We start from the raw sequence: 22,549 nt of genomic DNA, 5'->3' as shown, positions 1-22,549 counted from the left end.
CATTCCATGCTCAGGCCCCCGCACTGCCGGAATAGACCGCGCGCCGCAGCAGCAGGCGGAGGAATTCCAGCGCCATCAGCCCCAGCCCGACCGCCAGCATCGCATAGAGCACCCAGGCGGGGATGCTGATCGCGCGCATGTCCATCGTGTGACTGGCCGCCTTGTCGAAGCCGATCACGGCGGCGCGCCAGCTGAGCAGGCCCAGAACACCGACCGCCAGCGCCTGTGTCGCCATGCCGATGGCAAAGCGCAGCGCCTGCGGCATCATCGCGACAAAGGCGGTGATGGCGACGTGGCCGCCCTCGCGCACCAGCCAGGGCGCGGCGGCCATGGTGGAAAACAGCATCGCATATTCCGACAGCGCGCTGGAGGATCGCAGCGGATGAAAGCCGGTATTGCGCAACACGACATCGACGACGATCATCAGCGTGATCACAAAGAGACTGATCGCGCCAGTCACGGCAAGGCCAAGGATGGCGCGGTCATAGAGCCTGACCAGCATGGGGCACGTCCTGTTCTGGGAAGGGCGGCGCAGGCCCGGAAGGGCCTGCGCCAGCGGTGGCAGGGGCGTCAGATCATTCGGCGTCGTGGTAGAAGGCCGCGCGCAACGCATCGTAATGCGTGGTGTCAGAGGCTTTCAGCCGCGCCCATGCAGACCCGAAGGCGCTGTCGAGGTAATCGGTGGCCGTGCTGCCCTCCAGCGTGATGACTTCGATGCCGGCGTCGCGCACCTTCTTGTCCGTCTCGGCGGTGACCTCGGCCAGCCGCTCACGCGAGCTGCGTTCGTAATCCATCGCCGCCTGGTCGATGATCGCGCGGGCCTCGTCGGACAGGTCGGCGTAGCTGTCGGGGTTCATCACGATCACCAGGTCCGAGTTGAAAAAGCCCGGATCAATGCGATATTTCAGGTACTTGTCCCAGGACAGGTCGGTGACGCCGGCGATTGGCCAGCCGATACCGTCGAAGGTGCCACGTTCCAGCCCGGTGTAGACATCCGGCACCCCTGCCGACACGGGAACGGCGCCCAGCCCTTCAAAGAACGACGCATAGATCGGTTGCGAGCGCAGGCGCATGCCGTCCAGATCGACATTGCCATCCTCGGTGATTTTCGGCTTGTCGACGGTCCAGATATAGAATTCCAGCCCGGTCTGCGCCATCGACAGCAGGCGCACGCCCAGGCGGTCTTGCAGGATGGTCTGCATCAGCTCGAACCCGCCATCCTCGCGCGCGTCCTGCGGTGTGACGTTGGAGCCGACCAGCGCGTCGATCTCGGGCGCGGACCCCAGGTGATAGGTCGCGGGACCATACTGGATGTCGATGATGCCACGTTTCACCGCGTCGATCTGCTGGGTCGAGGGGACGACCTCAGGCCCGCCCATCATCTGGATGCTGACGACCCCCTTGCCCTTTTCGTTCACGTCCGCGACGAAATCCTGAAAATCCTGTGTCCAGAACATCGGCACGGGAAAGGCGCTGACGGCTTTCAGCACCTCTTCGGCACGCAGGGCCGTGCCCGACAGCATCATGCCAGCGACGGCGGCCGCCATCATGGTCCCTGAAACGCGGGACCGGCGGCGAGGAGTGGTCTTGTCGATCATTTCATTCGCTTTCCTGTTGGGGTGTGATCCAGCCGGTTGTCCGGCCTGTATTGTCGCCCCCGAGGGGGCGGACCTTTGTGGTCGTGCGATTTAGATGATTTTTCCCGGACCTTTCGGAGTCAAACTAATTTTGCACAATCCATAATTCTTTCGAAAATCCGCCCGATTTGTGACCGGGCGGACCGAGGCGGTGGCCAGTCAGACGACAGGCGGTACCATCAACCCTTCGGTGGCCAGACGCGCCGCAAGCGCACGCAGGCGGTCTTCGCGGTAGGCGTCGACATCCATGCCGTCGTAATTCAGGAACCCCTGTCGGGTTTTCAGCCCGATGCGCCCCTGTTCCATGTTGGCGCGGATCACGTCGGGGGCGGCGTAGCGATCATTGTCCAGCGCCTTGGACAGGTATTCGCTGGCGTAGAACAGGATGTCGCCGCCGCCCCAGTCGATGAATTCGAGCAGGCCGAGCACCGAGAACCGGAAGCTGAAGCCGTAGCGGATGGCCTTTTCCAGATCCTCGGCACTGGCGACGCCTTCCTCGACCATGCGGGCCGCTTCGTTCATGGCCACCTGCTGAATGCGGGGGATCATGTAGCCGGGGCTGGCGGCACAGGTGACGGGTACCTTGCCGATGCCGTCCAGCAGTGCCGACAGTATTGCCGTCACGTCGGGTCGGGTGGCGGCGCCGGGCGACAATTCGACCAGCGGCACGAGGAACGCCGGATTCAGCCAGTGGGCGTTGAGGAACTGACCGGGGCGCGCCAGCGCGGGCGACAGGTCATCGACAAGGATCGTCGAAGTGGTCGAGGCAAGGATCGCATCGGGGGCCATCAGCGCCTCGGCCCGCGCAAGGGCCTCGCGTTTCAGCTCCGGCACCTCGGGAAAGCCCTCAAAGACCACCGCAGCCGAGGCCAGCGCGGGGGCGGCCTCTGCCTCCGCAACGACGCTGATGCGGTCGGCGATGGCGGGCACCAATGCCGCATCGAACATGCCGAACCGCGACATCATCAGCAGCGTGGCGGTGATCTCGGCTTGGGCGTCCTCGGCCAGCGCGGCAAAGCTTGCGGCGTCGCGCGGTTTGAAGTCGATCAGGCTGACCGGGTGACCGGCGTAGGCAAAGACGATGGCAATGCCGCGCCCCATGCGACCCGCGCCAAGACAGGCAATCGGATCGCTCATGCGGCGGGGCCTTCGGCGGCGGCTTTCAGCGCCTCCATCGACAGCCCGCCAAGGCCGACATCCGCCAGCGTCCGCCCCGAGGACATGAAATCGACGCCGTTGATCGCGCCGCCGATGGCCAGCAGGCCGCGCGACAATGGCACGTCGACGCCTGCGACCTCGGCCAGCGAACAGATCAGGGACAGGCCAAGGCGCGTGTCCTCCATCATGTAACGATGCGCGTGCAGGTCGATCTTTTCACGCCAATCGCCGCTGTCGGTCAGGTTGGCGCGGCTCTTGCGGTCGTACATCCACATCTCGCCGTCATCGTGGTAATGGTCGGCCAGCGGAAAGTGCGGCGCGGCGTAGCCGAAAGCCTCGCGCACCGCGACACGCTCGGCATCGAGCATATCCGTGACGGCGCGGACGGATGGCTGCGTGCCCTCGTTGTGAATATCCCAGGCCTCGAAATGTTCAAGCGGGCCGGCGTTCATCATGATCAGGGGCGGGTGGATGATCGGGCCGGCGTTCATCAGGGCGGCCGAAAGGACATCTTCGCAGGGTTCGATCACCCCGGGAAAGGCGGCGTCGATGGTTTTCAGCGCGGCATCACGCAGGGCGACCGGGTAAACCCCGGTGGGCAGGCGGACGGCACGGGTGGAAATCACCACCTCGGCAAAGCCATGCTTGCGCACCAGCCAGGGCAGCGTGCCGGTTTCGGCAAAGGCCACGCCCGTCAGCGTCCCGGCATCGCGCGCCGCGTTCGCCAGGATCATGGTGCCCAGTGTGCCGGGCGGCAGGTAGATCACCTGGCCGGGTTTCAGATGCGGCGCCAGCACGGGGGCAAGGTCGTCATGCGCCGTCGCCGGGATCGGGCAGAAGATCATTTCGGCCCCATCGAGCGCGGCGGCAATGTCGCTGGTCACAAGCGCCATCTTGCCCGCATGCGTCCCGTCGGCGTCACGTACGGTGATCGTGTCGTCATAGGTGCCGTGTTCGGCCACATCTGACGCATTGCGCCGCCACAACCGGACCTCGTGCCCCGCCAAGGCAAAATCCCCTGCCGCCGCGATAGAGCCGTTGCCACCCCCGAGAATAGCGATCTTCATCCAGAAACCTCTTTGCTGTCCATTTCAGGCATCGCGCATCACGCCGACACCCCCTGTGCTTGTCTGGGGGTCAGCTTTGATTGCCTGCGACGTTCGGTCAATCATATTTTATAAAATTTTTTTATTTTACAAAATATGGTCGTGAACCTGCCGAGGTTTACGGCAGTACCGTCCGCGCGAAACCGCCCAGCCCGGCGCAGCGCAGGCAGGTGGGGGTGCGATTCAGGAGGAAAGGGACAAAGGCGACGTGCCAAACGAAAACCACCGCGCGGCAGGCAGCCGGGCGGTGGTGTGTCGTGCGAGCGCGTTGATCAGGGTCTTCCTGGCGCGCAGAGAGGCGCCCACAGGCTTGGCTGGCCAAACCTGCGGCGGGATCAGTCGCAGCGGGCCGTCATACCGCCGTCGACCACGATTTCGGTTCCGGTGACAAAGCGCGCCTCGTCCGAGGCGAGGAAGAGCGCGGCATTCGCGGTATCCCGACCGTCGCCCATGAAGCCCAGTGGAATGCGGCGGACACGCGACGCCAGCAGCGCATCGACATCCCCACCAGAGCGTTGCCCGGCCAGGCGCGCCTCGACCATCGGGGTATGCAGCTGGCCGGGAACGATGGTATTCACGCGCACCCCGCGCGGCGCATATTCCACCGCCACGACCTTGGAAAACTGGATCACCGCCGCCTTGGTCGCCGCGTAGGCGGATTGGGCGGCCCCGGTCCAACGCTGGCCCGAGGTAGAGGAGGTGTTCACGATGGCCCCCCTGCCCTGCTGCGCCATGTGCGGCAGCACGGCGCGGCATGTCAGATAGACGGATTTCAGGTTGAAATCCATCTGGCGGTCCCATGTCGCCTCGTCCATCTCGACCGGACCGCCCTTGGCCGAACCGCCGACGTTGTTGACCAGGATGTCGACCTGACCGAAGCGAGCGATACAGGCCGCAACCATATCCTCGACAGCGGCGCGGTCGGTGACGTCGCACAGGTGGGGCTCGATCTCTCCGCCGGCGTCCCGGGTGCGGCGCAGGGTTTCCTCCAGCGTGTCGCCGCGCAGATCGACGGCAAAGACCCTGGCCCCCTCTTCGGCAAAGCGCACGCAGGCGGCACGGCCATTGCCCCAGCCAGGACCGACGCAACCCGCGCCAGTGATGATGGCAACCTTGCCTTGCAGACGCCCGCTCATTGCTGACCCTCGCCGGTTGCAAAGCCGTAGAGGCGTGCCGGGTTGTCGACCAGCAGCGCCTGCATCAGCGCCGGGGTCGGGGCAATCTGCGGAATCAGGTCGAACAGGTCACCGTCATCGGGCGGCGCTGCGCGAAAATTCGGATGCGGCCAGTCGGTGCCCCACAGAACGCGGTCGGGGAATGCCCCGACCAAGGTGCGCGCAAAGGGCACCGCATCGCCGTAGGGCGGTTCTTGCCGAGAGGCCCGTTCGCTGCCCGATACCTTGCACCACAGGTGCTCTGCCTCCATCAGGCGCATCAGCGCCGTGAAGGGGGCCTGATCCAACCCCTGCGAGGCATCGACGCGGCCCATGTGATCGATCACCACCGGGATGGGCAAAGCGGCCAGCACCGGGGCCAGCTCCTCGATCAGCGTGTCTTCCATGTGGACCTGCAAGTGCCAGCCGGCCTCGGCCAGCCTTGGCGCCAGCGCCCTGAGCTGATCGGCGCTGGCGCCGGGTGCGAGGTGGGACATGTAGTTGAAGCGGATGCCCCGAAAGCCCTGCGCATCCAGACGCGCGATGTCCTCGGCGCTGATATCGGCCGGGGCAAGGGCCACACCGAGATAGCGCCCGGGCCGGGCCGCGATCGCATCTGCCGTCGCGCTGTTGTCAAAGCCGTGGCAGCCCGACTGAACGATCACGCACCGTTCGATGCCCATCATGTCATGCAGCGCGAACAGCTGTTCCTTTGGCGCGTCGCCGGGTTTGAACCCGGAACTGGCAGCGTAGGGAAACCGCGCCACGGGGCCGAACACATGACAATGGCAATCGGTGGCACCCGCAGGCAAGGCCACGGTGGTCTTGTGGATGTCGGGATTCCAGGTGATGGGGGCGTCATTCATCCGGGCCAAGCTCCTTCGGGGCGGTGTCGGGGGGCGAAATTCGAAAGATGTTCAGCGTCAGGGAGATCAGCGAATAATATCCCAGCACACCGACCAGATCGACGACGCGCTGTTCGCCCAGCACATCAATGGCACGGGCATACAGGGCGTCCGGCACCTGGCGGTCGACATGGGCCGCGCGGGCAAAGGCATGGACAACCTCTTCGTCCTCCCGATCGAAAACGGGGGTGTCTCCGCGCCGGATCGCCTCGACCACCGTATCGGACAGGCCGGCCCTAAGACCGTGCCCCTTGTGCGCGAACCATTCGAATTCCGCGCCCCAGATCCGCGCGATGGTCAGGATGGCAAGTTCGGACAGGCGCGGTTCCAACGTGCTGTCATAGCGGCAGTATTGTCCGAGCGCCTGCGCGGCGGCCGCCAGTTCGGGCCGGTGCAGCCAGACCGCCAACGGACCGCGAACACCGCCGCGCGGACCGCTGGCAATCGCTTCATGGATCTCGCGTTGGCGCGGCGAATAGGTTTCGGGATCCGGCGGTGCGAGGCGTTGCACGGGCCAGGGGGACTGTTCGGTCATGTCGGAGCTTTCGTCATGTCAAAGGCGGGTTCTGCGGCAGCGAAGGCCGCCAGCCAGGCCGCGATGGTCGGATACCGGCCGCGCCAGTCTTGCACGGGCTGACGCCAGTCGAGGTAGCCAAGCGCGCAGGCCAGCGCGATGGCGGCGGCGTCGGTCACGCGGGGGTCGGGCAGATCGGCGGCAAGGGCGCTCAGCCCGCGTTCGATCTTGCCGCGCTGATGCGTCAGCCAGATATCCGACATCTGGTCTGCCCTGCGAAACCGCCCCTCGTATGCGACAAGCAGGGCCGCGTCGGTGATGCCGTCGGCCAGACAGGCGCGCGTCAGACAGCGAAACCGGGCCAGGCCATCGCGCGGAAACAACCGCCCGCCCCCGGCAACCGCATCGAGGTATTCCAGGATCACGCGGCTGTCGTACAACGCCTGCCCTTCGACGATCAGACAGGGCATCTTTCCCAGCGGGTTCTGCTGACGCAGGTCGTCGCCAGGATCGCGGGTATCGGCGGGCCGCTCCGCGATCCCGTCAGCCAAGCCCAGCACGAGGGCCGCAATTCGCGCCTTGCGCCCATAGGGCGACGTCTTGGTCGAGCGCAGTTCAAGCGGCGCGTCGGCAGCGTCCGGCCAGCCAAGGGACTGGTGAGCGGAAACGCTCATTTCATCGTCTCCGGCAGGAACAGGGCAAGCTGCGGGAACAGGCATAGCAGGAACAGCATCAGAAACCCTGCCAGCACGAAAGGCACCAGCCCGCGGAACACTTCCTCCAGCTTGACGCGGCCTTCCGACGCTGCCTGCACGACGAAGCAGTTTATCCCCACAGGCGGCGTTACCGCGCCGATCTCGACCAGCAGCACGACATAGACGCCGAACCAGACCGGGTCGAATCCCAGCGACATCATCACCGGATGAGTGATCGGCAGCGTGATCGCCAGCAATCCAGGGGCATCCATCAACATGCCAAGCGCCAGATAGATCAGCGACACCAGCGCGACGACGACCCACCGGTTCACATCCAGGCCGGTCAGAAAGCTGCCGACGGTGTTTGCGAGGCCTGAAATTGCCAGGAACTTGGAAAACACCAGGGCGCAGATCAGGATGGCGAAGATCATCGCAGAGGTTTCGATCGTCTCGATCAGCGTGCGCTTTAGTTCGATCCCCTTCAGGCCGCGCTGACGGATCAGAGCCAGCACAAAGGTGAAGGCCGCGCCGATGCCGCCCGCCTCGGTCGGGGTGAAGACGCCCAAATACAGACCCGAGACAATCACCCCGATCACCAACACCAGCGGTCCGGCCAGTTTCAGCGACGCAAGTTTTTCGCGCAACGTGAAGCTTTGCCGGACGTGCGGCGCGAGCGCCGGGTTGCGCAGCACCGTCAGCCAGATGGCAATGCAGAGCAGCAGTGCAAACACCATCCCCGGAATGAACCCTGCGATCAGCAGCGCCCCGATGGAGGAGTTGGTCAGGATGCCATAGACCACGACAAGCGACGACGGCGGGATCATTACCGCCAGGGTCCCGGCGATGGCGATGGACGCGGCGGACAGGCTCTTGTCATAGCCCCGGTTCAGCATTTCCGGCAGCGCCAGCTTGGTGAACACCGTCGCGGTCCCTACGGACGAGCCCGACGCCGCGCCAAAGGCCGCCGCACCAAGCGTGGTGGAAATCGCCAGCCCGCCCCGCAGGTTGCCCAACCAGCGGCTGGTCGCCTCGAACATGTCCTCTCCCAGACCGGCCCGCATTGCGAAAAAGCCCATCAGCAGGAAAAGCGGGATGACCGAGAAGTGAAAGGAATGGGTTGTGTCGAAGAACACCGTGCCCAGCATGGCAGTCGCCGCGCCAAAGCCCAGGATCGCGGCAAGGCCCAGGCCGCCGACGGCCCCCAGGGCCACCATCACGTTGACGCCGGACAGGATGGCCGCGAACAGGCAGCAGACGCCGATCAGGCCGATTGCGAGAGAGCTCATTGCGTTTGTTCCACTTCGGAGTCGGGCAGTCGGCCGCCAGCCGCCACCAGCAGCGCGTCGATCAGGAATTGCAGGGACAGCATGGAAAGACCGAAAAACACGGCAAACTTGATCGGCCAGATCGGAAAGCGGATCGCACCGCGCTCAAGCTCTCCGTAGGACCAGGATTTCAGCGCCATCAGGAACCCGGCATAGGCCGCCCAGGCAAAAAGCAGCGCCCCGAGCAGCATCGCCAACGCCTTGAAGGCGCGTTGCCCCCCCGCCGGCAGGTGCTGCGTCAGCAGGACCACCTTGATGTGGCCGCCCTGCCATTGGGTCAGGGCCAGAGAAAGGAAAATGATCAGCGGCAGCGCGCTTTCAGTCAGCTCAAGCGTGCCTGCGATCGGCGCGTTCACAAGGAACCGCAACAGCGCGTTCGCCACCACCAGGCACATCACGACAAACGTCAGCACACCGGCGATCAGGCCGCAAAACCTTAGAAACACGCCGTAGCCACGGCGTATCTGTTCCAGCGATTCCATAGTCAGCTCCTTACGGAAACGATGCGGGAGGGAAAGCGGGCGTCGAAACGCGACGCCCGCGAAATGCGATCAGAACTGAAGTTCAGCCGCGATCTTTTCAGCGGGAACGCCCAGCTTGTCGGCCTTTTCGATCCATTCGGCGCGCACTGCCTGCACGCCAGGATCATTGACCAGCGCCGTCAGCTCTTCTGTCGGGAAGTCCATGACGGTCACCCCCAGTTCGCCCTTCCAAAGCTCACGCACACGGGCGTCGTCCTCGTCCAGCACGCGCGTATATTCGACCAGGTAGTCATGGCCCAGCTGATCCACGATCGCCTGGGTTTCGGGATCCATGGATTTGTAGCTGTCCAGGTTCATTGCCAACAGGTGCCCGAAGGACGCGCCAAGGGGCATTTCCATGTAGTACTTGGCAACCTCGTCGTATTTCCAGCCACGCGCCAGGGCCGGGCCAATGGGCGTGCAATCCACGATCGAACGTTCCAGCGCCTCGTAGGTTTCGGACGTGGCGATCGACACCGGGGTCGCGCCCATGGCCTCGATCAGCGCAGGATAGGCAAACCCGTAGGACCGCACCCGCAAGCCCTTCATGTCGGCCATGTTCTTGACCGGTTTGGTGCACAGCAGGCCATAGGCTTCCAGCGGACGGAACCCGAAGGCATAGAGGTTCTGGCTCGCCAGTTCTTCGTCGAATTGCGGATAGGTCTCGTGCAGGTTTTCCATGAATTCGCCCACTTCGAGCGAGTTCTTGGGCTGCGGGATGAAAAAGCCGACGGCGTTGTTCAGCGGCATCTGATCAGGGAAATATGGCGTCACGATGTCACCGAAATCGCCCGCACCAGCGCCGAGCACATCGGGAATTTCCTTGGTTCCGGCGACCGACCCGCCCCAGAAGACCTGAATGGAGTGCTTGCCCTCGGTCCGCTTGGCGAACTCATCGACCAGCCACTGAGTCGTGAGGGCCTGGGCATCGCCCGCGCCCTGCGGCTTGAACGTGATCCATTTGTACACGTCTGCCTGGCTCATGCCCGCGCCGAACGTCGCGAAGGCGACCCCCAGGGTCGCAACCCGGAGCTTGGATAGAATAGTCATGTCTTTCCTCCCTAAAATATGGCGGCCATCTGCTCGGCGCCACAATTCTCTTCCTCGTTGGGGCAGCCTGCCTTCCGCACCGACATGTTTCAAATACCATATGGATATGCCCGCCATACCTTTCAGGAATGCCTTGGCAAACGCCGGCAAGGTGGCAAAGGTCAGCGCCAGATGCCCCGCCTGACAAGATCACCGAGGATGGTCTTGACCGACTCCCCGACAAGCTGGATCGCCATCTTGTGGTGCTGGTCGGCCTTCGTGGCGATGCAAAGCGTCCAGTCGATCTGGGGATCGGTGATGGTTGCCGCCTCCAACGTGCCGTTCTGCACTTCTGACAGGACGCCACCGTAGGTCAGGATCGTGAAACCGTAGCCATGGCGCACAAGCGCCTTCAGATGCCAGACACCGTCGACCCTCTGCACCACGTTCAGCGGGTGCTGGATGGCGTCGGCGTGCTTGTCCACCAGGATACGCAAGAAGTTCGGGCGACTGGGCATGATCAGCGGCAGCGCGACCGCCTCTGCCAGCGTATAACTGGGCTGGGACAGCGAGCCCGGCGGGCCGATGACATACAGATGTTCGACCAGCAGGTTGGTGATGATCAGGTCACGCCGGCTTGGGGCGTCGTGCATCACGGCAAGACCAATCTCTCCACTCACCAGCTTGCGTTCAAGATCGCCCGAGAACCCCTCGACAAAACGCAACTCGATCTCGGGATAGTGCGATTTGATATGTTCATAAAGCGGTGGAACGATGAATTCGCCGGGCGTGGGCGGCATCCCCACCACCACCACGCCACGTGGCGCATCGGCATGGGCCGTGACGTCGTGATGCGCCTGGCTGATCTGCGCCAGAATACCATAGGCACGTCGCAACAGCACCTCGCCCGGTTCCGTCAGTTCGACCCCGCGCGGAGTGCGGATGAACACGGCCACCCCGAGATCCTGTTCAAGCCTGGTGATCTGACGGCTGAGCGCAGGTTGCGCGATCCGCAGCCGTTCCGCGGCGCGGGTCATGTTCTTTTCCTCGGCGACGCAGACGAAGTAACGCAGGGTCCGCAATTCGGGTTGCCAGTCGCGGTGGCTGATCGTCGGATGCCGGCTGGTCGGAGTGCCCTTTGCGGCCATCATTGCTCCTGTTGGATATGTTTTACAGGCTGATCGCGGACGATCATCTGCCCTGCACGGATTAGTGCCACCCTGTCCGTACCGGGATGCAGGTCAACCCCTGAACCCTGCGGGTGTGAGACTTCATATCCGATTGATTTCAATGTATTTTACCGATTATTGCCAGTTGGCAATCAGGATTTTCCCGTCTTGCGGTCCGCGATGAACTGTTCCAGCGCACGGCGCAAGGCATCGTCATCCAGCCCCTTGTCGAACTCCAGCTGAATACGGTTGCCCCTGCTGCGCATCTGAACGGCGGCCTGGCCTTCGTTCTGGCGATAGACCTTGTCGGCCACGTTGCGCTGTTTTGGTGGGGTGGCCGCGGATTTGAGGCGACTGAGCACCTTCGCCACCGGCACCTCGGCCAGTTTCTGTTCAGCACAGATCCGGTCGGCTTCTTGCAGGATCGCCGCCCTGCCCTGCTCGCTCGCCATCAACGGCTTGAGCTGCCTGGCGTGGAGTTCCTTGACGTCGCGCAACGACGCAAAGGCCGAAACGATCCGGTCATCCAGCTTGGCAAGTTGCAGATATCGCGACAGCCATCCTGCGGACACCTGAAGCCGTTCCGCCATCAGGTTCTGCTTGCCCTGATAATACGCCTCGACCGCCTTTGCATAATCCCGCGCCCGTTCCAGATCCGAGATATCCTCGCGGTCGCGGTTTTCGATGTCTGCCAGACGAAAAGCCTCTTCGTCGGTCATCACCCGCTCTTCGACCAGGTAGCGGAACTGCGGATAGTTGTTGGCCCGCAGCCAGCTGACGGCAAAGTGGCGCCGGGCACCACAGATCACCTCGAACTCGGGCCCCTGCCCGTCCTGTGCGGGCCGCAGCCTGCGCACGATCGCCGGGAATTCCTGCTTGCCCTGCGACAGGATGCCGTCGATCAGATCACGACAATTCTGCGGTGTCAGCAAATCATAGGCCCTGTTGTGCCCCGCCCACATGACGCAGCTGTCAGGATCGACCAGACGCAGAACCTTTTCCTGTCGTTCACCTGCAACCTGCTCGGCCATGGTGGTCGACCGTTTCAGGAACCGGGTCCCCGACCTGTCCCGACCGGGTTTGTCCGTCTCTCCCAGGCCTGCAAGCACGTCGTCGAAAACCGCATCGTGACGTTTGCTCATAGTACACCCTCCTTCCTGAGTGCCGCGTGATGGCTGGGCCATGTCTTGCGGATCAGGGTTTCAACTTCGCGACCGACGGCATCCAGGTAGACGCGACAGCGCTTGTGCGTGTCCGTCCGCGTTGCCGGGCCGGTGATTTCGTAAACGCTCATCAGATTGGCGGTGGCATTGTCGATTTCGGCACTGTCTTTCAGAACAGACTGCATGAGATCGTGGGGAAAAACCGCCTCCATCACGCGCTTTATGGCGACATGGGCGCTTTTCTGATCATTCATTTTCGTCGCGAGTATCTTCACGAAATTATAGCCCCGCGGGCCTCCGTGTTCGGAAAGCTCGTTCAGGGTCGCGCCCATCATCTTGAGAAAGTGCGCAGTCGATCCGAAATCGATATTGTTTGGCGGCGCCGGAATGATCAGCGCGTTGGCCGCCCGCAGGACAGATAGCGAGATCATGCCAAGGGCGGGTGGCGGATCCAGGATAATGACATCGAACTGGTCTGAAATCGTGTCGATCCCCTGTCGGAGGCGATCCAGCACAAAGCTCTGTTCGCGCAGCATCCGGGCGGCGAACTCATATTCCGCGTCATAAAGACCGAGGTTCGCAGGGATCAGCGCAACGTTCGGCCAGTAGGTGGCGCGCAGCGCATAGTGCAAGCTGGGCGGGCCGCCGTGGCGGAAGAAGGGATAGAGCGTGTCCTCCTCCTCGTCCACATCGACGTCGGGGTTGAGGCCGAAGATCGACGTGGTCGAACCCTGGCTGTCACAGTCGATGACGCAGACACGATAGCCCTTGAGTGCGAGGTACTGGGCCAGATGGACGACGACTGTCGATTTACCAACACCACCCTTGAAGTTCTGAACGGCAAGAACAGTCGCAGGGTCACCATCACGTCGTCGCGGCAAGGTACCGAAGACTTCGCGCATTCGATTGACCTCATCCAGCGCATAGCCCTTGCGCCGGCCGGTGGTTTCGTCCTTGTCTGGTGTGGGCAACCTACCGTCCGCTTCTGCGTCTCGAATGGCCTTTTCGGTGCGCCCGACCATCTCCGACGCTGTGCGAACATTGAACCTCAGATCCAGTGCTTTTTGGGTGCCGGGGGCGAAGACACGTTCTCTCAGTCGTTTGATGACGGTATCGGCCCGCTCTGCCAAAGCATCGATTTCGTCCAGTGTCACCGGGTAGGTTTGCGCGTCCGTCATCTGTGCCTCATGGGGGTTTTGGGCGGATCATGCCTTTTGTACCGGTTCGGCTCAAGTGCGAATTTTTGGGCGAATTCTGGAAAAAACGGTACTTTCGGCGCCGACGTGCTGAAAACCGGAAGACTGGCTTTTACGGCTCAGGGTTTGGACTTCGGAAGGGTCCGGGACCTTGCCAGCACCCGAAACGTTGCAATTGAGGGCTTTTCCGCCTGCGGTCGGGCAAACTCTAAAATCTCAAATCAAAAAAACCAGCTCTATTCTGGATTCTAGGATTCATCTGTTCACGATGCCTGTGGGCCTGCGATCCAAGGGTTTTTCTCGCTGATGCCTTACTTTACGGGACGGTTTTGCTTACCAATCGGGATGGCTGGCCTTACAGGTTGGGGGGGCTGGCGCTACGTTCCGGGTGTCCAAATCTTACTTTCCGGGTGGTGCGACTCAGCGCGAATCAGGTATTGCCAATTCCCCTTTAAAAGCAGGGCTATGTGATTCTCTTGCTTCGATGGCGTACGATTGAAAGCTTACCTTTCGGGTTGGTCCATTAAAGGATCTCTCTTGTAAAAATACATGGGCGTGATTACAAAAGTAAGAAAAGCAGGTATGGACCAGAGCAGTCATGGCCAAATCCACATCACAATACAGGACAGTAGACGCACGGCCAAGCCGCGAGTCGCTGGTCAAGCCGGGAGAACTGGTGGATCTGATCGAGGTCACGCCGCTGACGCTGACCGACCGGCGGATCTATAATCAGCTGTTGGAAAATGCGTGGGAAGCGATCGACAAGCCGGTCCTGCATGTCATCGCCAAGGCGGATCTGCGTGGATCGCACAATTCGAATGACCGTATCGGGGAGTCGATCGAAAGGCTGATGTCCGCCATCGTCAAGGTCGAGGCCGTTTGGGATGGCAAGCCAGCCATCGAAAGGGTGCAGCTGTTGGGTGGCAACCTGGAGATGGAGCGGGGCGATGGCCTGCTGGAATACGAGATCCCCCCGCGGTTGCGCAAAATCATCTCTAACTCGACGATCTTTGCGCGGTTGCAGCGCGAGGTGATGTTTGCCTTGTCGTCAAAATATGCGCTGACGCTGTACGAGATGGTGCAGAAACGCGGCAATCTGCGGTGGCGGTCATCTGAGAAGTTCAGCGTCGAGTCGCTGCGGGGTGTGCTTGGTGTGCCCAAGGGCAAATTGACGACCTGGTCGAACCTTAGGATGCGGGCTGTCGATCCTGCGGTTGCCGAAGTTTCCGCCCTGTCGGATTACATGGTCGAGGTGAAGCCGTTGAAAACCGGGCGGTCCGTGACGCATGTCGAGTTGCGATGGTGGCGCAAGGATGGCGAAGAGACCGGCAAGGTCGAGCGGGCCTTGCAATTCGCGTCCCCTGGACGGCGCGCCAAGGCCGAGGGCCGTACCGAGGAGGTCAGCGCGCCCAGTGCAGGGCAGGGGGCACGGCCGCGCCCGGGCTGGTTGGACCAGAAAGGGCCGGCGTTGCGCACGACGACCTATGAAACGGCGCGGCTGCGGCATCCGGGGTACGACATCTATTTCGTCGAGGGAGAGTGGCGCAATTGGGCCGCAGGCAAGGACGCGCCAGCCGATCCGGATCGCGCGTTTCTGGCGTTTCTGCGCAAGTTCACCGAAGCCAACCCGCTTTAACCCTCTGAAATTGATATTTTTTCGATGTTATTGCCAGTTGGCAACCAGTCCGTTTGCCTGGCAGCCGTCTTGGCCCGGCGGGGCAGGGGGCGTCGCCGCCCAAGATGTAAGGCCTGAAAAAGTACCCGAATTTCAACGTCGGTATTTGAACGGTATCTTGACGGTATCTGAGCGGTGCGGCGGCGGTGAAAGCGGGGTTCGGTCCAGCATTGAAAGTCTGCGGGACGCCGATGTCTGAAGCAATGATGCGGCGGGCGAGCAGTTAAGCGGCCTTCAACAGGGTATTCCCATGGGATTGGCGTGCCGGGAGGCGCGCTCGCCTCGGGCCCTGATCCATCTCCTTCGAGCGTATTGATCCGAAGCTGACCAGCAATGGACGGGAGGCGGAAAATCTGCCGGGAGAGAAAAATCGCAACTGCCGTCTTTACATCATACATATTATGTAAGAATGTGCGGTGCAGGAGAAGAGTCGCCACCGCTGGGTCGGGAGAGCCTTTGGGGCGCGACACCTCTTCATGTCTGCAAATGCAGAAAATCAATCGAGGCTTGCCCCGCGCGTGTCGGGGAAGGGGAGGAACTATCATGACAATCGCATTGAATGCCCGGCGCTTTGCCGGGGCATGGCTGATGGGCTGTGCCACCCTTGGTGTTGCCGGGGTGGGTCTGACCGGCGCGGCCAGCGCAGAGACGACAATCAAGATGGCAATGTCGTCCGTGGCCGATCTGGAAAACGACAATGGCATGACCGCGTGGGTCATGCAGAATTACGTCAACAGCCACTCTGACGATCTGAATTTCGAGGTTTACGGCTCCAGCGCGCTTGGCGGCGATCAGGACGTCTTGCAGGCCATGCAGCTGGGGTCGGGCGCGACGATGCACGTCGGGGGTACGGCGGTGTACAACAGTTTCGTGCCCGCGGGCGGCGTGCTGGATCTGCCGTTCCTGTGGCAGGATTTCGATCACGTCGGGCGCGCGCTGGACGGCGATCTGGGCGGTAAGCTGGACGCGAAGTTCGAGCAATCCGGTTTCAAGGTGCTGGGATGGGGCTATAGCTGGGGGTATCGCAACGTCGTGACCAGCGGCAAGGCGATCGAAAATCCCGAGGATCTGAAGGGCCTCAAGATCCGCACGATCCAGTCGCCGGTTTATGTCGCCGCGTTGAATGCCATGGGGGCCAATGCGACCCCGATGGCGTTTGGCGAAGTTTACACCGCGCTGCAGACCGGCGTTCTGGATGGGTTCGAACATGCCGCGTCGATGGTGTATTCCAGCAAGCTGTACGAGGTCAGCGACCACGTGGCGCTGACGCGGCACCTGTTCGGGCCGACCGTCATCACCTATTCGCTGCCGCTGTGGAACAAGCTGTCCGAAAAGGACCAGCAGGTGCTGGAGGATGCCGCCGCGCTGGCCATCGAGATCAACCGCGCCCTGGCCCCGATCCGCGAGCAAAAGGCGCTGGCCCAGCTGGAAGAGGTCGGCATGACGATCACCCAGGTCGACACCACGCAATTCAGCCAGGATGCCGTGCCCTTGCAGGATGAACTGGCGGATGAGCTGGGGGCGGCGGACCTGCTGCAACTGATCCGCGACGCGCAATAAGCGTCTGTGTCCCGGCCCCTGGCAAGGGGCCGGGATGACCACTGATAAGGGTTCCTGCACATGACTCGGTTTTGGGCGGTCTTTGACCGGACGATCGAAATGGTGATTTTCGTCATCTTTCTGGGCATCGTGATTGTCGGCACGATGCAGGTTTGCAATCGGTTCTTTCTGAACCTGTCGCTGAGCTGGAGCGAGGAGTTGCAGCGCTATGGCCAGATCTGGATCGTGTTCCTCGGCATTCCCGTGGCCTATCGGCACAGCGTGCATATCGGAATGGAGACGTTGACCGACCGCCTGTCCCACCGGGGCAGGGCGCTGTTCTTTGTCATTGTCGATCTGCTGTGGATCGCGCTGGCGGTGGCGCTGATCGTGGGGACCGCCCGCCTGGCGCAGTTCCTGCAATTTCAGAAAAGTCCGGGGCTGGGTCTGCCGATGCACCTGGTCTACGGGGCCATTCCGCTGGGCGCCGGGTACATGATCATCATCGCCCTGCGCAGGCTGGTCGCATTCCTGCGCCCCGCCACACCGTTCGTTTGATCCTGAAAGGCGGAACCAACCAATGCTTATCGGACTTTTCGTCGCCCTTCTGCTGATGATCTTTCTGGGAATTCCGGTGATCCTGTCGCTGGGCCTGGTCGGGCTGGCGGGCATCCTGATCGTGCCTGACCTGGCGCTGCCGCTGTATCCGCAAAAGATGTTTTCGAGCCTGGACAGTTTCAGCCTGCTGGCCATGCCCTATTTCATCCTGGCGGGCGAGCTGATGTCGCGCGGTGGCATCAGCCGCAAGCTGGTCGATTTCGCGGAAACCGTGGTGGGGCACATGCGCGGCGGGCTGGCGCAGGCCAATATCGTGTCCTCGATGATCTTTGCGGGCGTGTCGGGGTCGTCGACCGCCGATACCTCGGCTGTCGGGTCGGTCCTGATCCCGGCGATGAAGGAAAAGGGGTATCCGGCGGGCTATGCCGCCGCGATCACCGCCACCAGCAGCACCATCGGCGCGATCATCCCGCCCAGCATGACGATGATCGTCTATGGCGCGCTGGCCAGCGTATCGGTGGGCGGGCTGTTCCTGGCCGGGATCATCCCCGGCATCCTGGTCGGGCTGGCGCTGATGTCGGTCGTCTATATCCAGTCGCTGTCGGTGTCGCGCCATCCCGAATTGCAGAAGTCCGGGCAACGGTTTTCGCTGATGCGCTGCCTGCGGTCGCTGGTCGATGTCTGGGCGGCGCTGGTCGCCCCGGTGATCATCGTCGCGGGCATCCTGGGCGGGGTTTTCACCGCTACGGAATCGGGGGTGGTGGCCTGTGTCTTTGCCTTTCTGGTCAGCTTTTTCCTGTATCGCACCATCACGTTGCGCGATCTGCCGCAGATTTTCGTCCAGGCGGCGATCACCACGGCGATGGTTCTGGGGATCGTGGGCATCGCCAGCGGCTTTGGCTGGTTGCTGTCCTACCTGAACTTCAACCAGATGATCCTGGCGGCCATCATGGCCACGACGCAGGATCCTACGGCGGTGTTCCTGCTGCTGGTGGCCGTGATGCTGATCCTGACGATGTTCGTCGACAGCATGGCGGTGCTGATCATCACCGTGCCGATCGCGGTTCACATCGGCCATGCGGTTGGCATCAACGATCTGCAACTTGGCCTTGCCCTGGTGATGGCGACACAGATCGGATCGACCACGCCACCGGTTGCGGTGCTGCTCTTCGTCGCCTCCAGCATCGCGAAATGCCCCTATAGCGAAACGGTGCGCTATTCCTGGAGCTTTATCGCAGCCGAGATCGTGGCCCTTTTGCTGGTCGTCTTCTTTGAACCGCTGACCGTCGCAATCCCGTCCTACGTGTTCGGCAACTGAGCGCGTTTTCCTGTCTACTGAAAGAACATGATGTTTCGAATTCTTCTTACGCATACGCCGGCGGCGCTGGCCTTGCAGTTCCCGCCAAAGGCGCGCGATGCGCTGGCGCGACATGGCACCGTGATGCTGAACCCGACGGGCGCCGTGCTTGAGGGGGCATCGCTGGCCGAGGCGGCGCGGGGGTGCGACCTGGTCATCGCGGACCGTCAGACCGCCGTCGGCGCGGCGTTTTTCGACGCGGCCCCGGACGTGCTGGCCGTGATGCGCTGTGCGGTCGACATCAGCACGATCGACGTCGCGGCAGCTTCGGCGCAGGGGGTGCTGGTGACGCGGTCTATCCCGACCTTCGCGGCGTCGGTCGCGGAACTGGCGCTCGGGCTGATCATAGATGCGGCGCGTGGCATCAGCCGGGCCACGACGGCCTATCGCGCCGGGCGCACGCCCGAGATCGCCATGGGGGCGCAACTGTCCGGGCAAACACTGGGCATCTGCGGCTTTGGGGTGATCGGGCGGTACCTTGCCGCGCTGGCGCAGGCCCTTGGCATGCAGGTGATCATCACCGACCCCGCCCCCGGCACGCTGCCGGGGGGCATCCGGGCCGTGCCCTTTGAAACGCTGTTGGGTGCGTCGGACGTGGTGGTCTGCCTGGCACCCGCAACGCCGCAGACGGCGGGGATGTTCGGGGCGCAGGCCTTTGGCCTGATGAAGCCATCCGCGATTTTCGTGAACCTGGCCCGTGCGGCACTGCTGGACGAGACCGCGCTGGAACAGGCGTTGGAACATGGGCAGATTGCCTGCGCCGCAATGGATGTCGGCAGCGCCCCGGATCAGCGGCCCGCGCCCGCGTTGGCTGGCCGCGCAGATGTCATTGCCACGCCGCATATTGGCGGCCAGACCCCGCAGGCGGCAGAGGGACAGGCGCTGCATGTCGTCGAACAAGTGGCGCAGATGGCCTTGGGCCGCGTCCCGGACGAGGCGGTGAATGCCGCTGACGCGACGCGGTTTCAGGCGCGCCTGGCCACCCGCCCCCCCGCCGACAGGAGCGCGACATGACCGATTTTGCCATTCCCGCCGGGTCCTGCGACACCCATGTGCACGTTTATCGCAAGGGCGCCCCGACGGTGCCCGGTGCCCTGGCGGCCCCGGTCGAGGATGACGTGGCACGCTATCGCCAGACCCGACGCGCATTAGGCCTGAGCCGCGCCGTGATCGTGCAGCCAACCGCATACGGCACCGACAATACCGTTTCATCCGAGGCGATCGAGGCGCTCGGGAGAGAGCAGACCCGGGGCGTTGCCGTTGTCGATGATGCGGTCAGCGACCGCGCCCTGCGCGACCTCAGCGAGGCGGGGTTTTGCGGCGCGCGATTGCAGATGCTGGCGGGCGGCGTCATCCCGTGGGACCAGGTGGATCGGATCGCGGAACGGGTGGCAACCTGCGGCTGGCATGTCCAATTGCAACTGGACGGGCACGACCTGCCGCAGCGAGCCGACCAGATCCTGTCCTGGCCCGGCACCGTGGTGATTGATCACATCGGCAAGTTCCTGGACCCCGTCGCGCCCGATCACCCCGCCTTTCACTGTCTGTTGCGGCTGATCGACACTGGCCGCGTCTGGGTCAAGCTGTCGGCGCCCTACGAGGTTTCGCGGATTGGCCAGCCGGGCTATGATGATGTCTCGGCGCTGGCCCGCGCGCTGGTCCGACATGCGCCGGAACGGATGCTCTGGGCGTCGAACTGGCCGCATATCCAGATCAGACCGCGCCCCGATGACGCCAAGATGCTGAAGCTTTTGGGCGACTGGGCCCCTGATCCGGCTGTGCGCGACCGTATCCTGTGCGAAAATCCAGCCGTTGTTTATGGGTTCAAGTCCGCGATAATGGGGGAAGGCATCGCCCCCGCATGATCCCGACGTGCGGGCCGCAACCAAAAGAAAGATCTGAATGCAACCGACTGACCAGCAGACCCGGACACCGGCACGTTCCCTTCACCGTGACGCGGTCGAGGCGATAGCCAAATGGCTGATGATCGGACGCTATCCCGTCGGGGCGGTTCTGCCGAACGAGGCCGAGATCGGTGAGGAGCTGGGTATTTCACGCACGGTGGTGCGCGAGGCGGTGCGCACGCTTGTCGCAAAGGGAATGCTTCAGGTGCGGCGCAAGACCGGCACCATCGTTCTGCCCCTGTCCGACTGGAGCCTGTTCGACCCCGAGGTTCTGGCCTGGCGGTTTCGCTACAGCCGCGACGCGACATTCGTCGAGGACATGACCCGGTTTCGGGCGGCCATCGAAACCATCGCGGTCGAAATCTGCGCCGCCCGCCCCGATTTCGACAGTTCGGTGCTGCACGCGTGCTGCGACGAAATGGAAGCGGCGCTGGAGGGCAGGGGGGATTGGTTTGCCGCCGACCTTGCCTTTCACCGGCATATCCTGCGTGGCACGGACAACCAGTTCATCCTGCACATGCAGCCGATGCTGGACAATTTCTTTGATGCGATGCTGTCACCGGAGGTGCTGTTGCCCGAGAACATGCGCATCACCTTGCCCTATCACCGCGCCATCGCAGATGCGATTTCCGCAGGGGATCCGGTGCGCAGCCGACAAGAGATGCTACAGCTTGTCCACAAGGGGCGCGAAGACATCCTGAGCAGGATCGAGACCTTCGGGCCGGGCGGCTGATCGCCGCCCCTTTCGGGGCAGCGCCGGCGTTCGTGGCCACCGATTGTCTCGGCGGCAGGGGCGCCCTGCGTTTGCCGCAAGGCGCGGTGATCGCAGGGATCAGGTATGATCACCGATCAGGGTGCGCATCATCTCGCGCTCTTCCTCGGTCAGATCGGTCAGGGGGGCACGGACGGGGCCGGTTTCAAAGCCACGCAGCGCGACGCCAGCCTTGATCGCGGAGACGGCATAGCCGCTGACGCGATCGCGGATCTTGGCAAAGGGATAGTAGAAATCGCGCAGCAGCGCCTCGCAGGTGGCATTGTCGTCTGCCATGAAGGCCGCGTGGAATTTCAGCGCGGTTTCCGGCACGAAGTTGAACACGGCTGACGAATATGTTGGCATGCCGGCGCCCTTGTAGGCCTGGGCAAACAGCTCGTGCGTGGGCATGCCGCCGATGTAGGACAGGCGGTCGCCAAGCGCGATGGTGACGCGACGCACGGTGTCGATATCGCCGGTGCCGTCCTTGAAGCCGATCAGGTTGGGGCATTCGTTCGCCAATTGCTCCAGCACTTCGGCCGAAACGCGCGCCTGACCCCGGTTGTAGACGATGACGCCCATGTTGGTGGCCTTGCAGACGGCGCGGATGCGGTCCGCGACACCCTGTTGCGGGCCTTCGGTCAGGTAGTGCGGCAGCAGCAGGATGCCGTCACCGCCCGCCGCCTCGATCTCACGTGCGAGGTCGCAGGCGACGCGGGTGCCGTATCCGCAGCCGGCGATGACGGGCGCATCACCGCTGATTTCCTTGGTGGCGCGCACGACGTCGACGATTTCGGACGGGGCGAGGGAAAACATCTCGCCCGTGCCGCCAGCAACGATCAGGCCGGCGACGGGGTATTGCGACAACCAGTCGAGGTGGGCCTGAAAGGGCTTTCTGGCGAAATTATCCTGGGCGTCGAAAGGTGTCACCGGAAACGACAGCAGGCCGTTCCGGATGATTTCGCGCAGGTCGTTGGGTGCAATCATTGTTGTCTCCTGGATCTTGTAGGGGGTCGCGGCCGCTCAGGGCTCAAGCGATATCATCGGGCAGGACGCCCTTCGGGATGTTCTGAAAGCAGACGGGGCGCAGGAAACGGCGGATGGACAGGGTGCCGACGGAGGTGGCGCCAAAGTTGGTGGAGGCGGGGTAGGGACCGCCGTGCACCATGGCGTCGGCGACCTCGACGCCGGTC

At 63.0% G+C, this 22,549-nt stretch carries 22 protein-coding genes and 1 pseudogene; 7 read left to right on the top strand and 16 right to left on the bottom strand.

What is annotated here, in order from left to right; translation table 11 throughout:
- Positions 1-10 precede the first annotated feature (10 nt).
- From DL237_RS17660 to DL237_RS17595, 14 genes are all read right to left on the bottom strand, one after another.
- Positions 11-502, bottom strand: a complete 492-nt coding sequence (locus DL237_RS17660) for a TRAP transporter small permease (protein WP_119400424.1) — start codon at positions 500-502, stop codon at positions 11-13.
- 73 nt (positions 503-575) lie between these two features.
- A complete protein-coding gene (gene dctP, locus DL237_RS17655; protein ID WP_119400423.1) occupies positions 576-1,598 on the bottom strand; it encodes a TRAP transporter substrate-binding protein DctP in 1,023 nt (340 codons plus the stop codon).
- Positions 1,599-1,796: 198 nt separating this feature from the next.
- Positions 1,797-2,774: a 3-hydroxybutyryl-CoA dehydrogenase gene (locus tag DL237_RS17650; RefSeq protein ID WP_119400422.1), complete on the bottom strand. Its 978-nt coding sequence runs from the start codon at positions 2,772-2,774 to the stop codon at positions 1,797-1,799.
- Positions 2,771-3,862 (bottom strand): NAD/NADP-dependent octopine/nopaline dehydrogenase family protein, encoded by a 1,092-nt coding sequence (locus DL237_RS17645; protein ID WP_119400421.1) that lies wholly within the window; start codon positions 3,860-3,862, stop codon positions 2,771-2,773. The genes DL237_RS17650 and DL237_RS17645 overlap by 4 nt, the downstream gene beginning before the upstream one ends.
- A gap of 374 nt (positions 3,863-4,236) precedes the next feature.
- A complete protein-coding gene (locus tag DL237_RS17640) occupies positions 4,237-5,037 on the bottom strand; it encodes an SDR family NAD(P)-dependent oxidoreductase (protein WP_119400420.1) in 801 nt (266 codons plus the stop codon).
- On the bottom strand, positions 5,034-5,921 hold the full coding sequence (locus DL237_RS17635; RefSeq protein WP_119400419.1) for an amidohydrolase family protein: 888 nt from the start codon (positions 5,919-5,921) through the stop codon (positions 5,034-5,036). Before DL237_RS17635 ends, DL237_RS17640 begins: the two co-directional genes overlap by 4 nt.
- On the bottom strand, positions 5,914-6,495 hold the full coding sequence (locus DL237_RS17630; RefSeq protein WP_119400418.1) for a carboxymuconolactone decarboxylase family protein: 582 nt from the start codon (positions 6,493-6,495) through the stop codon (positions 5,914-5,916). Before DL237_RS17630 ends, DL237_RS17635 begins: the two co-directional genes overlap by 8 nt.
- Positions 6,492-7,148, bottom strand: coding sequence for a glutathione S-transferase family protein (locus DL237_RS17625; RefSeq protein ID WP_119400417.1), 657 nt, complete (start codon positions 7,146-7,148; stop codon positions 6,492-6,494). Before DL237_RS17625 ends, DL237_RS17630 begins: the two co-directional genes overlap by 4 nt.
- Positions 7,145-8,455 carry a TRAP transporter large permease gene (locus DL237_RS17620; RefSeq protein WP_119400416.1) on the bottom strand — a complete coding sequence of 437 codons (1,311 nt, stop codon included), beginning with the start codon at positions 8,453-8,455 and terminating at the stop codon, positions 7,145-7,147. Before DL237_RS17620 ends, DL237_RS17625 begins: the two co-directional genes overlap by 4 nt.
- Complete coding sequence (locus tag DL237_RS17615) at positions 8,452-8,976, bottom strand: TRAP transporter small permease subunit (protein WP_119400415.1); 525 nt, start codon at positions 8,974-8,976, stop codon at positions 8,452-8,454. The genes DL237_RS17620 and DL237_RS17615 overlap by 4 nt, the downstream gene beginning before the upstream one ends.
- Before the next feature lie 69 nt (positions 8,977-9,045).
- The gene (gene dctP / locus DL237_RS17610) at positions 9,046-10,065 is read right to left on the bottom strand and encodes a TRAP transporter substrate-binding protein DctP (RefSeq protein ID WP_158585676.1); all 1,020 of its coding nucleotides are present in this window, start codon (positions 10,063-10,065) and stop codon (positions 9,046-9,048) included.
- 161 nt (positions 10,066-10,226) lie between these two features.
- Positions 10,227-11,192, bottom strand: coding sequence for a LysR family transcriptional regulator (locus DL237_RS17605; protein WP_233545045.1), 966 nt, complete (start codon positions 11,190-11,192; stop codon positions 10,227-10,229).
- A gap of 173 nt (positions 11,193-11,365) precedes the next feature.
- Complete coding sequence (locus tag DL237_RS17600) at positions 11,366-12,355, bottom strand: ParB/RepB/Spo0J family partition protein (protein ID WP_119400412.1); 990 nt, start codon at positions 12,353-12,355, stop codon at positions 11,366-11,368.
- Positions 12,352-13,554, bottom strand: coding sequence for an AAA family ATPase (locus DL237_RS17595; protein ID WP_119400411.1), 1,203 nt, complete (start codon positions 13,552-13,554; stop codon positions 12,352-12,354). Before DL237_RS17595 ends, DL237_RS17600 begins: the two co-directional genes overlap by 4 nt.
- A gap of 616 nt (positions 13,555-14,170) precedes the next feature.
- Between DL237_RS17595 and DL237_RS17590 the strand changes: the two genes are divergently transcribed.
- The 7 genes from DL237_RS17590 (at position 14,171) to DL237_RS17560 (ending at position 21,338) form a co-directional block, all read left to right on the top strand.
- On the top strand, positions 14,171-15,208 hold the full coding sequence (locus tag DL237_RS17590; RefSeq protein WP_119400410.1) for a replication initiation protein: 1,038 nt from the start codon (positions 14,171-14,173) through the stop codon (positions 15,206-15,208).
- A 582-nt stretch (positions 15,209-15,790) separates the two neighbouring features.
- Positions 15,791-16,807, top strand: coding sequence for a TRAP transporter substrate-binding protein (locus tag DL237_RS17585; RefSeq protein ID WP_158585675.1), 1,017 nt, complete (start codon positions 15,791-15,793; stop codon positions 16,805-16,807).
- Between the two features lie 60 nt (positions 16,808-16,867).
- Positions 16,868-17,344 carry a TRAP transporter small permease gene (locus tag DL237_RS17580; RefSeq protein WP_119400408.1) on the top strand — a complete coding sequence of 159 codons (477 nt, stop codon included), beginning with the start codon at positions 16,868-16,870 and terminating at the stop codon, positions 17,342-17,344.
- A gap of 22 nt (positions 17,345-17,366) precedes the next feature.
- A complete protein-coding gene (locus DL237_RS17575; protein WP_119400407.1) occupies positions 17,367-18,662 on the top strand; it encodes a TRAP transporter large permease in 1,296 nt (431 codons plus the stop codon).
- Positions 18,663-18,692: 30 nt separating this feature from the next.
- Complete coding sequence (locus tag DL237_RS17570) at positions 18,693-19,715, top strand: NAD(P)-dependent oxidoreductase (RefSeq protein WP_233545044.1); 1,023 nt, start codon at positions 18,693-18,695, stop codon at positions 19,713-19,715.
- Positions 19,712-20,566: an amidohydrolase family protein gene (locus DL237_RS17565; RefSeq protein ID WP_119400405.1), complete on the top strand. Its 855-nt coding sequence runs from the start codon at positions 19,712-19,714 to the stop codon at positions 20,564-20,566. The genes DL237_RS17570 and DL237_RS17565 overlap by 4 nt, the downstream gene beginning before the upstream one ends.
- A 37-nt stretch (positions 20,567-20,603) precedes the next feature.
- Positions 20,604-21,338 (top strand): FadR/GntR family transcriptional regulator, encoded by a 735-nt coding sequence (locus DL237_RS17560; RefSeq protein WP_119400404.1) that lies wholly within the window; start codon positions 20,604-20,606, stop codon positions 21,336-21,338.
- 99 nt (positions 21,339-21,437) lie between these two features.
- Here the strand turns inward: DL237_RS17560 and DL237_RS17555 are convergent, their stop codons facing one another.
- Together DL237_RS17555 and DL237_RS17550 are read right to left on the bottom strand one after the other, a co-directional pair.
- Positions 21,438-22,340, bottom strand: coding sequence for a 5-dehydro-4-deoxyglucarate dehydratase (locus DL237_RS17555; RefSeq protein ID WP_199672142.1), 903 nt, complete (start codon positions 22,338-22,340; stop codon positions 21,438-21,440).
- A 46-nt stretch (positions 22,341-22,386) separates the two neighbouring features.
- Positions 22,387-22,549, bottom strand: a pseudogene (locus tag DL237_RS17550) (aldehyde dehydrogenase (NADP(+))); the annotation flags it as partial.

The sequence above is a fragment of the Pseudooceanicola sediminis genome, assembly GCF_003575965.1.
In the GTDB taxonomy this organism is placed as follows: Bacteria; Pseudomonadota; Alphaproteobacteria; order Rhodobacterales; family Rhodobacteraceae; genus Pseudooceanicola; species Pseudooceanicola sediminis.
Note: the sequence above shows the minus strand (reverse complement) of the source record. Positions and strands in the feature narration are given on the sequence as shown.

Excerpts from the sequence above, each read along its gene's own strand:
- DL237_RS17660 (WP_119400424.1), bottom strand. The coding sequence starts at position 502 with ATGCTGGTCAGGCTCTATGACCGCGCCATCCTTGGCCTTGCCGTGACT.
- dctP (WP_119400423.1), bottom strand. The coding sequence starts at position 1,598 with ATGATCGACAAGACCACTCCTCGCCGCCGGTCCCGCGTTTCAGGGACC.
- DL237_RS17650 (WP_119400422.1), bottom strand. The coding sequence starts at position 2,774 with ATGAGCGATCCGATTGCCTGTCTTGGCGCGGGTCGCATGGGGCGCGGC.
- DL237_RS17645 (WP_119400421.1), bottom strand. The coding sequence starts at position 3,862 with ATGAAGATCGCTATTCTCGGGGGTGGCAACGGCTCTATCGCGGCGGCA.
- DL237_RS17640 (WP_119400420.1), bottom strand. The coding sequence starts at position 5,037 with ATGAGCGGGCGTCTGCAAGGCAAGGTTGCCATCATCACTGGCGCGGGT.
- DL237_RS17635 (WP_119400419.1), bottom strand. The coding sequence starts at position 5,921 with ATGAATGACGCCCCCATCACCTGGAATCCCGACATCCACAAGACCACC.
- DL237_RS17630 (WP_119400418.1), bottom strand. The coding sequence starts at position 6,495 with ATGACCGAACAGTCCCCCTGGCCCGTGCAACGCCTCGCACCGCCGGAT.
- DL237_RS17625 (WP_119400417.1), bottom strand. The coding sequence starts at position 7,148 with ATGAGCGTTTCCGCTCACCAGTCCCTTGGCTGGCCGGACGCTGCCGAC.
- DL237_RS17620 (WP_119400416.1), bottom strand. The coding sequence starts at position 8,455 with ATGAGCTCTCTCGCAATCGGCCTGATCGGCGTCTGCTGCCTGTTCGCG.
- DL237_RS17615 (WP_119400415.1), bottom strand. The coding sequence starts at position 8,976 with ATGGAATCGCTGGAACAGATACGCCGTGGCTACGGCGTGTTTCTAAGG.
- dctP (WP_158585676.1), bottom strand. The coding sequence starts at position 10,065 with ATGACTATTCTATCCAAGCTCCGGGTTGCGACCCTGGGGGTCGCCTTC.
- DL237_RS17605 (WP_233545045.1), bottom strand. The coding sequence starts at position 11,192 with ATGGCCGCAAAGGGCACTCCGACCAGCCGGCATCCGACGATCAGCCAC.
- DL237_RS17600 (WP_119400412.1), bottom strand. The coding sequence starts at position 12,355 with ATGAGCAAACGTCACGATGCGGTTTTCGACGACGTGCTTGCAGGCCTG.
- DL237_RS17595 (WP_119400411.1), bottom strand. The coding sequence starts at position 13,554 with ATGACGGACGCGCAAACCTACCCGGTGACACTGGACGAAATCGATGCT.
- DL237_RS17590 (WP_119400410.1), top strand. The coding sequence starts at position 14,171 with ATGGCCAAATCCACATCACAATACAGGACAGTAGACGCACGGCCAAGC.
- DL237_RS17585 (WP_158585675.1), top strand. The coding sequence starts at position 15,791 with ATGACAATCGCATTGAATGCCCGGCGCTTTGCCGGGGCATGGCTGATG.
- DL237_RS17580 (WP_119400408.1), top strand. The coding sequence starts at position 16,868 with ATGACTCGGTTTTGGGCGGTCTTTGACCGGACGATCGAAATGGTGATT.
- DL237_RS17575 (WP_119400407.1), top strand. The coding sequence starts at position 17,367 with ATGCTTATCGGACTTTTCGTCGCCCTTCTGCTGATGATCTTTCTGGGA.
- DL237_RS17570 (WP_233545044.1), top strand. The coding sequence starts at position 18,693 with ATGTTTCGAATTCTTCTTACGCATACGCCGGCGGCGCTGGCCTTGCAG.
- DL237_RS17565 (WP_119400405.1), top strand. The coding sequence starts at position 19,712 with ATGACCGATTTTGCCATTCCCGCCGGGTCCTGCGACACCCATGTGCAC.
- DL237_RS17560 (WP_119400404.1), top strand. The coding sequence starts at position 20,604 with ATGCAACCGACTGACCAGCAGACCCGGACACCGGCACGTTCCCTTCAC.